General features: G+C 68.5%; 11 protein-coding genes. 7 read left to right on the top strand and 4 right to left on the bottom strand.

Annotated elements, in window-relative coordinates:
- The 4 genes from P3W85_RS16730 to P3W85_RS16715 all read right to left on the bottom strand — a co-directional run.
- On the bottom strand, positions 1-766 hold a 766-nt coding region (locus P3W85_RS16730), incomplete at its 3' end, for an ABC transporter ATP-binding protein (RefSeq protein ID WP_276265601.1).
- Positions 767-820: 54 nt separating this feature from the next.
- Positions 821-1,642 carry an ABC transporter permease gene (locus P3W85_RS16725; protein WP_017229624.1) on the bottom strand — a complete coding sequence of 274 codons (822 nt, stop codon included), beginning with the start codon at positions 1,640-1,642 and terminating at the stop codon, positions 821-823.
- 24 nt (positions 1,643-1,666) lie between these two features.
- Positions 1,667-2,503 (bottom strand): ABC transporter permease, encoded by an 837-nt coding sequence (locus P3W85_RS16720; protein WP_276265600.1) that lies wholly within the window; start codon positions 2,501-2,503, stop codon positions 1,667-1,669.
- A 4-nt stretch (positions 2,504-2,507) separates the two neighbouring features.
- Complete coding sequence (locus tag P3W85_RS16715; RefSeq protein ID WP_276265599.1) at positions 2,508-3,605, bottom strand: ABC transporter substrate-binding protein; 1,098 nt, start codon at positions 3,603-3,605, stop codon at positions 2,508-2,510.
- A gap of 206 nt (positions 3,606-3,811) precedes the next feature.
- Between P3W85_RS16715 and P3W85_RS16710 the strand changes: the two genes are divergently transcribed.
- The 7 genes from P3W85_RS16710 to P3W85_RS16680 all read left to right on the top strand — a co-directional run bounded on the left by P3W85_RS16710 (position 3,812) and on the right by P3W85_RS16680 (position 10,865).
- On the top strand, positions 3,812-4,372 hold the full coding sequence (locus P3W85_RS16710) for a TetR/AcrR family transcriptional regulator (protein WP_276265598.1): 561 nt from the start codon (positions 3,812-3,814) through the stop codon (positions 4,370-4,372).
- 144 nt (positions 4,373-4,516) lie between these two features.
- A complete protein-coding gene (locus P3W85_RS16705) occupies positions 4,517-5,653 on the top strand; it encodes a thiolase family protein (RefSeq protein WP_276265597.1) in 1,137 nt (378 codons plus the stop codon).
- Positions 5,654-5,693: 40 nt separating this feature from the next.
- Positions 5,694-6,545 (top strand): alpha/beta hydrolase family protein, encoded by an 852-nt coding sequence (locus tag P3W85_RS16700; RefSeq protein ID WP_276265596.1) that lies wholly within the window; start codon positions 5,694-5,696, stop codon positions 6,543-6,545.
- A 112-nt stretch (positions 6,546-6,657) separates the two neighbouring features.
- Entirely contained in the window at positions 6,658-7,938 is a 1,281-nt protein-coding gene (gene soxC / locus P3W85_RS16695) for a sulfite dehydrogenase (protein ID WP_276265595.1), read from the top strand.
- Positions 7,925-8,512 (top strand): c-type cytochrome, encoded by a 588-nt coding sequence (locus P3W85_RS16690; RefSeq protein WP_430869558.1) that lies wholly within the window; start codon positions 7,925-7,927, stop codon positions 8,510-8,512. Before soxC ends, P3W85_RS16690 begins: the two co-directional genes overlap by 14 nt.
- Positions 8,513-8,777: 265 nt before the next feature.
- The gene (locus P3W85_RS16685; protein WP_276265594.1) at positions 8,778-9,704 is read left to right on the top strand and encodes a TauD/TfdA dioxygenase family protein; all 927 of its coding nucleotides are present in this window, start codon (positions 8,778-8,780) and stop codon (positions 9,702-9,704) included.
- A 126-nt stretch (positions 9,705-9,830) separates the two neighbouring features.
- The gene (locus P3W85_RS16680) at positions 9,831-10,865 is read left to right on the top strand and encodes an ABC transporter substrate-binding protein (RefSeq protein WP_017229752.1); all 1,035 of its coding nucleotides are present in this window, start codon (positions 9,831-9,833) and stop codon (positions 10,863-10,865) included.

Below are 10,865 nucleotides of genomic sequence, written 5' to 3'. Positions count from 1 at the left end.
CCAGATCGGCCGGCTGCCCCGAAAACTCCTGCAGCACGTCGTCCTTGACGCGCGCGAAGGCAGGTGCGGCGCGGTCGCGCGGATGGGCCAGCGGCACCGGCAGGATGCGGCGGATGCGGCCGGGGCGCGGCTCCATGACCACCACGCGATCGCCGAGGTAGATGGCTTCCTCCACATCGTGCGTGACCAGGATCATGGTGATGCCCTCGGCCTGCCAGATGCGGTGCAGCTCCTGCTGCAGGTAGGCACGGGTGAGCGCATCGAGCGCGCCGAAGGGCTCGTCCAGCAGCAGGATCTCCGGGCGCGTGACCAGCGCGCGGGCAATGGCCACGCGCTGCGACATGCCGCCCGAGAGCTGGTGCGGAAAGGCGGTCTCGAAGCCCGCCAGCCCGACCAGCGCGATATGCTCGCGCACCGTGCGGCGCTTCTCGGTCTCGGCGAGGTCGGCGTTGAGCAGCGCCATGCGGATGTTCTGCTCCACCGTCAGCCAGGGGAACAGCCGGTGCTCCTGGAACACGATGCCGCGATCCAGGCTGGTGCCGGCCACGCGCTGGCCGTCGAGCAGGATCTCGCCCTTGTAGTCTTCCTCCAGTCCCACCACCAGCCGCAGCAGCGTGGACTTGCCGCAGCCGCTGGCGCCGACGATGCTGACGAACTCGCCGGGGGCGATCGACAGGGTGATGTCTTCCAGCACGGGCAGGGGCTGGCCCTTGACTTCGTATTGCTTGCGCAGGTGCTCGATGCTGAGCGTACCGGCATGGGCCATGGCAGGTCTCTCCAGTGGATGTGGGAACAGGCGGTCAGGGGCAGATCTGGCGGATCAGAAGGCGGCGACGGAGCGCCCGCGCCACGCCAGCAGGCGGCGCTCGATACGGCTGGCGATCCAGTTCAGCGTGAAGCCGACCAGCCCCACCACGATCACGCCGAAGATCACCAGGTCCATCCAGAAATTCTCGCGGCCGTCGGTCATGGTGTTGCCGATGCCCTTGCCGGAGACCAGCAGGTACTCCGCGCCGAGCGTGGCCAGCCAGGCGTAGATCAGCGCCAGGTGGATGCCGGCGAAGATCGACGGCGACGCCGACGGCAGCACCACCCGCAGCAGCACCTGCCAGCGCGAGTACTTCAGCACGCGGGCCACTTCCAGCAGGTCGGCGGGAACGCCGCGGATGCCTTCGAAGGTATTGAGCACCACCGGGAAGAAGGCCGCCAGCGACAGGAACACCACCTTGGCGGTGTCGCCCAGGCCGAACCACACCGACAGCAGCGGAATCCAGGCAAACAGCGAGATCTGCTTGACGGTGTGGAAGCTCGGGCCGAACAGTTGCTCGAACAAACGCGACAGCCCCAGCGCGGTGCCGAACACCAGGCCCACGCTGGCGCCGAGCGCGAAGCCGGCCAGGTCCCGCCACAGGCTGGCGCCGAGGGCGGCGAAGAGCGCGCCGCTTTGCACCTGCGCGACCGCCGTGGCCCAGACCTTGGACACCGGCACCAGCAGGGGAGAGGTGCTCCAGCCGAAGCGCACCGCGGCCCACCAGAGGACCACCAGCGCAATCGGCAGGACCCAGCCGCGCAGCGCGCGCGGGATGCGCACGGGGCGCGTGTTGGCTGGCTTGCTTGCCAGCGCCGTGGAGGCATCAGCCATCTCGGACTCCTTGCTGTCCAACGATCAAAGACCCGGCTTGCGCCAGCGCAGCACGGCGCGTTCGGCCAGCGCCAGCACCTTGTCGAGCGCGAAGCCGACCGCGCCCACCACGATCACCGCGGCGATCACCATGTCGAGCTGGAACAGTTGCCGCCCGTAGACGATCATGTAGCCCAGCCCTTCGGACGAAGCCAGCAGCTCCACCACCACCAGCGCCAGCCAGGCGTGCGTCAGCCCGTAGCGGATGCCGTTCCAGACCGGCGCGGCGGCAGCCGGAAACACCACCCGCGACAGCAGTTGCCAGCGCGTGAATTTCAGCACCCGCGCCACCTCGATATAGCGCGTGGGCACGTTCTGGATGCCCTTGTAGGTGTTGAGCGCGATCGGCACCAGCGCGGCCTTGGCGATCAGGATGATCTTGAGCGCCTCGTCGATGCCCACCAGCAGCATCAGCAGCGGCAGCCAGCCCAGCACCGGCACCTGGCTGAAGGCCTTGAAGGTGGGATAGGCGTAGTCGCGGAAATCCGGCGACAAGCCCATCGCCACGCCCAGCGCCAGTCCGCCGGCCAGGCCCAGTGCGAAGCCGCCCGCCACGCGCAGCGCGCTGACGGCCAGGTTGGCCTGCAGCTCGCCGCTCCGGTACAGCTCGGCCAGCGTGTGCCAGACCGCATCCGGCGCCGGCAGCACCTGCGGCGCAATCCATTCGAAGCGCGCCGCCACATACCAGGCCAGCAGCAGCGCAAGCGGCACGGGCCACGCGAGCAGCCATGCGAAGTGGCGGCGCCCGGGGCGCCAGCCGGGACGCCACGCGGAGCGCGCCTGGCTGGGGCGAGGCAGGACTAGCGTATCGTTGGCGGCCATCGCATCAGGCTCCGAGGATCTTGCCGTTGGCCTGGTAGACCGGCCAGTGGCTCTGCAGGCCCAGGTCGTTCAGCGCGGTCTTGAGGAAGCTGGTATCGATCCACTGGTCGACTTCGAACCGGGCGCGCGACAGCCGCAGGCGGTACGCCTGCTCGGTGGCGTCCTTGTAGCGCGCTACCAGGAAGGGGTCGAAATTCGGGTTGAGCCGCACCCGCAGCGGCTCGCCTTCGTAGTCTTCCTTCCAGTGCTCGTAGGGCGTGCCGGCGCGCGCCCAGGTGCGCAGCACCTCTTCGCGGTTCTTTTCGTCGGAGGCCCAGCGCGCCGCCTGCACCGCGGTCCTGACGAACTGCCGGGTGGCCTCGGGATACTTGCCGGCGAACTCGTCGGTGACCAGCACATGGCTCTGGCGGGTATAGACCGGCGACTGGTTCTTGCTGGAATAGAGAATGCGCACCGCGCCCTTGTCGCGCAGGCGCAGGATATCCATGGCGCCGATCGCGGCGTCGATATCGCGTGTGGTGAGCGCGGCGAGATAGCCGGCGGTGTCCAGGTTCAACAGCCGCAGGTCTTTCTCGGCGAGGCCGTTGGCTTCGAGCAGGCGCAGCGCGGGCAGATGCATATTGGTGCCCTTGAACAGCGACACGCGCTTGCCGCGCAGGTCCGCCACGGTCTTGAGCGGCGAATCCGGCGGCACGCCGATATAGATGTTGGTGCGTATGCCGGTGGCGAGCACCAGCCGGGTCTTCAGGCCGGCGGCGCGCGCCACGATGGCGGGCAGGTCGCCCTGCAGCGCGAAATCGAGCTGGCGGGTGCTGAGCGCCTCGTTCACGGCCGGCCCCGCGCCCTTGAAGAAAAACCATTCGACGCGCGTGCCGGCGGGCTTGAACGACTCTTCCAGCCAGCCGCGCGCATGCGCGATGGACAGCGAACTGCCGGCGAAGGTGGGCGGGGTGCCGAGGGCCGGCTGCGCCACGCCGATGCGGATCACCTCGGGCCAGGCGGCGCCGTTGGCGCCGAACGCGCCCAGCGGGCTGGCGGATGCGGCGGCACCCAGGCCGGACACGGCCAGGCGTTTGAGAAGGGTTCGTCGCGTGATGGCCATCTTGGCTGTATTCCTGTCAGGGCAGTGAGAGTCGTCAACGGCTCCCAAGATACGCGGCGTGCCCGGCGCTACAGAAGGAATGTTTTTGGCTTTGGTTATGGCTTGCGTGCATAAGTCCCGGCACGGGGCGCCGCCGGCCGGCCTGCACGGTTGACGGGCATGGCAGCCTACCTTATAGTAGGTAGATCCAAAGACCGGCCGACCCCATGCCTACCGCCGCTGCTCCACCCGACACCACGCGCGCCCATGTGCTGCGCGTGGCGCGCGACCTGATCCAGACGCGTTCGTATCTCGGCTTCAGCTTCCAGGACATCGCCGACCAGGTTGGCATCCGCAAGGCCAGCCTCTATCACCATTTTCCATCCAAGGAAGCACTCGGCGTGGAAGTCCTGCAGGAATCCACGGCAGCTTTCCGCGCCTGGTCCGGGGCCTTGCCGGGCCGGCCAGCGCAGAAGGTGGCGGCGTATTGCCGGATGTTCCGCGACGCGCTGCACGCGGGCCGCGGCGTATGCCCCGCTGGCGCGCTCGCGCCCGGCTGGGATTGCATCGACGAGGCCCTGCGCGAGGCCGTGCGCGGCCTGCGTGCCGCCCAGGTGGGCTGGCTGGAGGGCGTGCTGCGCGAGATGGGCCTGGGCCGGCAGGCCGGCCCGGCGGCTGCCGCGTTGTTCGCGGCTTGCCAGGGCGCATTGCTGTCCGCGCGCATGACCGGGCGGGTGGAGGATTTCGATCAGGCCATCGCCTTCGCCAGGGAAGCGCTGTCGCTCTGACGGAGGTTGAAGCAACGAGGCACGCCCGCAAGCGTGCTTTTTTTTGGCGCCCTTACCCTACCATATGGTTGGTAGGTTTGGTAACGCAAAGGCATCGCAGGCGCCCGCGCGTACTTTCACTTTGAACCAGACGGAGTCCAAGTCATGCAAGCTCTTATTGCCGCCTATGTCCGTACTCCCTTCCACTTCGCCGCCAAGGGCGCGCTTGCCCAGGTCCGGCCCGACACCCTGGCGGCCCAGGCCGTGCGCGGGCTGCTGCAGCGCGCCGACTTCGATCCCGCCGGGCTGGAGGACGTGATTCTCGGCTGCGCCTATCCGGAGGGGCCGCAGGGATCGAACCTGGCGCGTATCGTCGGTTTCCTGGCCGGCTTGCCGCAGCAGGTGGGGGGCATGACGATCAACCGCTTCTGCGGCTCATCCATGTCCGCCATCCATATGGCCGCCGCGCAGATCGAGGCCGGCATCGGCGAGGCTTACCTGTGCGTGGGCGTGGAGTCGATGAGCATGGTGCCGCAAGGCGGCTTCAATGCCTCCCCCAGCCCCGACCTGCTGCGCGACTACCCCGATGCCTATGTCAGCATGGGCCAGACCGCCGAGAATGTGGCGCGCCGCTATCAGGTGTCGCGCCAGGACCAGGAGCGGATGGCGCTGGCGTCGCACCACAAGGCCGCCGAGGCGCGCGCGCAGGGCCGGCTGGCCGGCGAGATCGTGCCGGTGGTGCGCGACGATGGCGAGCGCATCGAGGCCGATGGCTGTATCCGCCCGCAGACCTCGCTGGAGGCGCTGGCGGCATTGCGCCCGGCCTTCGGTCCCGAGGGCGTGGTCACGGCCGGCACCGCCTCGCCGCTGACCGACGGCGCGGCGGTGGTGCTGGTCGCCACCGAAGCCTTCGTTGCGCGCCACCGCCTGCAGCCGCTGGCGCGCATCCGCGCCATGGCCACCATCGGCTGCGATCCGGCCGAAATGGGCATGGGTCCGGTGTATGCCACGCGCAAGGTGCTGGCGCGTGCCGCGCTGTCGGTGCGGCAGCTGGACGTGGTGGAGATCAATGAAGCCTTTGCCTCGCAGGCGCTCGCTTGCATCCGCGAGCTGGACCTGGATCCCGGCACGGTCAACCTGGACGGTGGCGCGATGGCGCTGGGCCATCCGCTGGGCGCCACCGGCGCGCGCATTTCCGGCAAGGCGGCGTCCCTGCTGGCCCGTCAGCAGGGGCGCTACGCGCTGGCCACGCAATGCATTGGCGGCGGGCAGGGCATCGCCACCGTGCTCGAAGCGCTTTGAGCCGTACCGTACACGACACAGGACATCGAGGAGATCCCGGATGGAACAGACCGACGTAATCGAGACCGGCGCACCGTTGCCGGCCAGCGTGGCGCAGGCGCTCAAGGCGTTCATCGAACCGCGCCGCTTTGCGCTTGCCGAGGGCGAGCGCCAGCTGCTGCAAAGCGGCCGCGCCCAGCGTATTGCGCACGAGGGTGCCGAGCTTGCCGCATGGACCTGGCGGGGTGCCCGGGAGGCGGCGCCGCCGCCGCGCGTGCTGCTGGTGCATGGCTGGGAAAGCCGCGCCAGCCACTGGGGGGCATGGGTGCCGGCCCTGACGGCGGCGGGCTTCGACGTCTGCGTTTTCGACGCGCCGGCGCATGGCGATTCGGCCGGTACGACCTCCGACGTGGTGGCGTGCGGGCGCGCCATCGGCAGCGTGGCGCGGGCGCTGGGCCCGTTCGATATGGCGATCGGGCATTCGGCGGGCTCGGCTGCGGCGCTCTATGCCTTTGCGCACGGGCTGGAGGTGCGCGCGAGCGTGCATCTGGCCGGCCCGTCGTCGCTGGTGCGCGTGCTTGCCTACGTGGCGCGCGCGGCGGGTTTGCCCGAGGACCTGCGGCCCTTGCTGCGCGAACGGTTCGAGCGTTACCTGGGACAGCCGGCCACGGTGATGGACCTGGCGCGCCTGGCGCCGGGCCTGCGGCACCCGGCGCTGTTGCTGCACGATCCCGAGGACGCGGAGATGCCTTATGCGGAATCGGTCGCGCTGGCGCGGGCCTGGCCACAGGCCGAGCTCGTGCCGGCCGCGGGGCTCGGGCACCGGCGCATCCTGAAGGATGCGGACGTGGTGGCGCGCGCCGTTGCGTTCCTGCAGCGCCATGCCCGCCCGGCGGTGCCGGGTCCGGGATGAGCGGCGCGCGGCAGGCACTAGTCATATCGGCATGCGTTTTCCTTCGTTCCTCCGTGATTGCGCCGGTCCTATAGTTCGCCATTTGCGTGTGCAGCGGACAAGGCGCGAGGCAATGACGAACAAGGACGACAAAAGCGGACTGCGGCAAGCCGGGCGGCGCCGCTTCCTGCATCAGGGCGCCGGCATGGGCGCGAGCCTCGGGGGCGCGGCGGCGCTGGGCGCGCTCGCCGCGCCCGCCGCGCGCGCGCAAGCGCTGACGGTGCCGCCATGGACGCGCGAGCCGGGGGAGCCCGTGTTGTGGCACGCCTACGGCCAGCCCTCCGGGTTCGAGAGCAACGTGATCCGGCGCAACCGGGGCGCGGCGCCGATGCCGGGCGCCAACTCGTCGATGACGCCGCTGCAGGATCTGCGCGGCATCATCACGCCCACCGGCCTGGTATTCGAGCGCCACCACGCCGGCATTCCGCTGATCGATCCCGCGCAGCACCGGCTGGCCGTGCATGGGCTGGTGGATCGCCCGCGCATCTTCACCATGGACGATCTGGTGCGGCTGCCTTCGGTATCGCGCATTCATTTTCTCGAGTGCTCCGGCAATACCGGCCGCGAATGGCGCGCGCCGAGCGCCAGCTCGGTACAGATCAGCCATGGCTTGCTGTCGTGTTGCGAGTGGACCGGCGTGCCGCTTTCGGTGCTGCTGGAGGAAGTGGGCGTACGCCCGGAAGCCGCATGGGTGCTGGCCGAAGGCGCCGATGCCGCGACCATGACGCGCAGCGTGCCGATGGCCAAGGCACTGGAGGATGCGCTGCTGGTCTACGCGCAGAACGGCGAGATGCTGCGGCCCGAGCATGGTTATCCGCTCAGGCTGTTCCTGCCCGGCTTCGAGGGCAATATGAGCATCAAATGGCTGCGGCGGCTCAAGCTGGGCCGAGCGCCTTTCATGACGCGGGAAGAAACGTCCAAGTACACCGATTCGCTGCCCGACGGCAGCGCGCGCCAGTTCACGTTCCTGATGGATGTGAAATCGGTCATCACCTTCCCCGCGCCCGATCACCGGCTGCGCGACAGGGGCTTCTACGAGATATCGGGGTTGGCATGGTCGGGGTACGGCCGCATCCAGCGCGTGGAGGTGTCGGTGGACGGTGGCCGCGACTGGCGCGAGGCGCAGTTGCAGGACCCGGTGCTGGATCGCGCGCTGACGCGTTTTCGCCTGCCCTGGCGCTGGGAGGGCGGACCGGCGGTGCTGCAAAGCCGCGCCATCGACGAGGCCGGCAATGTACAGCCCACGCCCGCCCAGCTGGTGGCCGCGCGCGGCTACGAATCCACCTATCACTACAACGCCATCCAGGCGTGGCGCGTCGCCGCCGACGGGAGGATCGCCAATGCACGCGCCTGAGCTGTTTCGCATGCGCGCCGCCGCAGCGCTGCTGGCGCTGGCCGCGGTTCCGGCGCAGGCGCAGACCTATGGCCTCGGGCTGCTTGCCAGCGAGCGCGACCTGGCCGCGTGGAACATCGACGTGACGCCCGACGGCGCCGGCCTGCCACCGGGCAGCGGCAGCGTGGCGCGCGGCAGGCAGGTCTACGAGAGCCAGTGCGCGGCATGCCATGGTGTCAAGGGCGAAGGCAAGCCGGCGGATGCGCTGGTGGGCGGGCAGGGCAGCCTGAACCGCGCGCAGGCGGACGGAAAGCCGCCGCTGAAGACCATCGGCAGCTTCTGGCCCTATGCCACCACGGTGTTCGACTTTATCAACCGGGCCATGCCGTATAACGCGCCGCAGAGCCTCAAGCCGGACGAGGTGTACGCGGTCACCGCCTATCTGTTGCACCTGAACGGCATCCTCCCCTCCGACACGGTGCTCGATGCCTCGACCCTGCCGCGGGTGCGGATGCCGAACCGCGATGGCTTTGTTGTCGATGGACGCCCGGATACGGGGAATGTGCCTTGCCGTCGTGGTTGCGTGGGGCGATGAGAGGGATTTCCATGCGCTGTTTTTCTCCCCTCTCCCGCTTTGTGGGCGAGGGGAGCAAACCTGTGGTGGATCATTACGCACGGAAGCCTCCGCGCCATATGCAATAAACAGATAAGCGGCAGCGATTACATTCGTTGACCGCTCCAGCTTCCGATCTCTACAGTGCATAGCTTGAAAACAAGCAGTGCAGGGCCTGGCCATTGCCGGAAACCGCGCCGCGCCACGTATCGGGCCCGCACTGCCGGTCCTTGCCAAAGAGCCTGTCATGACGATTGGAACCCACCCGGTATCAGCCACCCGTGCCGCGCCCGCCTCCGCTTGCGCCGCAGTCTCCAGTGGCGCCGCTTTCGAGATCCGCCCCTTCGACGCACCGCTGGGCGCGGAAATCGTCGGCCTGGACCTGTCCGAACCGCTGCCGGCGGAAGACTTTGCCCGCATCCATCGGGCACACCTCGACCATCACGTGGTGGTCTTGCGCGACCAGCGCATCACGCCCGGCCAGCAGATCGCCTTCAGCCGCCGCTTCGGGCCGTTGCAGATCCATGTGCTGCACCAGTTCCAGCTCGCCGGTCATCCCGAGATCCTGATCGTCTCCAATGTGCTCGAGGACGGCAAGCCGATCGGCCTGGGCGATGCCGGGCACTTCTGGCATTCCGATCTCTCGTACAAGGAAAAGCCGAGCCTGGGCTCGCTGCTGCACGCGCAGGAACTGCCCGCCGAAGGCGGCGATACCTTGTTCGCCAATATGCACCTGGCCTGGGATACCTTGCCCGCGCACCTGAAGGCGGCGGTGGAAGGGCGCAAGGCCGAGCATACCTACCTGGCCAAATACGCCGAGCTGCAGCAGCGCAGCCCGTGGCGCCCGAACCTGACGCCGGAGCAGATCGCGCAGGTGGCGCCGGTGCTGCAGCCCGTGGTGCGCACCCATCCCGAGACCGGCCGCCGCGCGCTGTTCGTCAGCGAGCATTTCACCACGCGTATCGCGGGGCTGCCCGAGGACGAAAGCCGCGACCTGCTGGCGCAACTGTTCGCCCATAGCGTGAAGCCCGAGCATATCTATCGTCATCGATGGCAGGAGCACGACCTGCTGTTCTGGGACAACCGCTCGCTGTTGCACCTGGCTGCCGGTTGCCCGGACGCGCTGCGCCGCGTGATGTACCGCACCACCATCGAAGGCGACCTGCCGTTCTGAGCGGCACGCTTGTCAAGGCGCCTGTCGCTGCGGCAGGCGCGAGGGAATGGCGGGGATCTCGCCATGCCTGCTCCGGCATCGCATCGCATCCAATCGCACCCCATACCATATTCACTGGAGTCCCGCATGTCCCTGCTTCGTTCCCGTTTCTTCCCCGCCGGCTTATCGCGCGGCGCGCTCGCGCTGACGCTGGCCGCCGGCATGGCGATCTCCGGCGCGGCGCACGCGGAAGGCAAGATCCGTATCGCCGAGCAGTTCGGCGTGGTCTACCTGCTGCTCAACGTGGCGCGCGACCAGCAACTGATCGAGAAGCACGGCAAGCAGCAAGGCCTCGACGTCAAGGTGGAGTGGACCCAGCTCTCCGGCGGTGCCGCCGTCAACGATGCATTGCTCTCCGGCGCGATCGATATCGCCGGCGCGGGCGTGGGCCCTTTGCTGACGGTGTGGGACCGCACCCATGGCAGGCAGAACGTCAAGGGCGTGGCGTCGCTGGGTAATTTCCCGTACTACCTGGTCAGCAACAACCCCAGGGTCAAGTCCATCGCCGACTTCACCGACAAGGACCGCATCGCGCTGCCGGCGGTATCGGTGTCGGTGCAGTCGCGCGTGCTGCAGCTGGCGGCCGCCAGGCAGTGGGGCGACAAGGAGTACAACCGCCTCGACAAGTGGACCGTGGCGGTGCCTCACCCGGATGCCGCGGCGGCCATCATTGCCGGCGGCACCGAGATCAGCGGCCACTTCGGCAACCCGCCGTTCCAGGAGCAGGAGCTGGCCGGCAACCCCAATGCGCGCATCGTGCTGAATTCGTATGACGTGCTGGGCGGCCCCAGTTCGGCCACGGTGCTGTACGCCACCGAGAAATTCCGCAACGACAACCCCAAGACCTACCGCGCCTTCGTCGATGCGCTGGCCGAGGCGGCAAAGTTCGCCACCGCCGATCCGGAAGCCGCGGCCGACCTGTACATCCGCGTGAACAAGGCAAAGATCGACCGCGCGCTGCTGGTCAAGATCCTGAAGAACCCGCAGGTGCAGTTCAAGGTGGCGCCGCAGAATACCTTTGCGCTGGCCGAGTTCATGCACCGGGTGGGCGCGATCCGCAACCAGCCCAAATCCTGGCAGGATTATTTCTTCCAGGACCCGGTCACCGCGCAAGGCAGCTGA

This window comes from Cupriavidus basilensis, assembly GCF_029335485.1.
In the GTDB taxonomy this organism is placed as follows: Bacteria; Pseudomonadota; Gammaproteobacteria; order Burkholderiales; family Burkholderiaceae; genus Cupriavidus; species Cupriavidus basilensis_E.
Note: the sequence above shows the minus strand (reverse complement) of the source record. Positions and strands in the feature narration are given on the sequence as shown.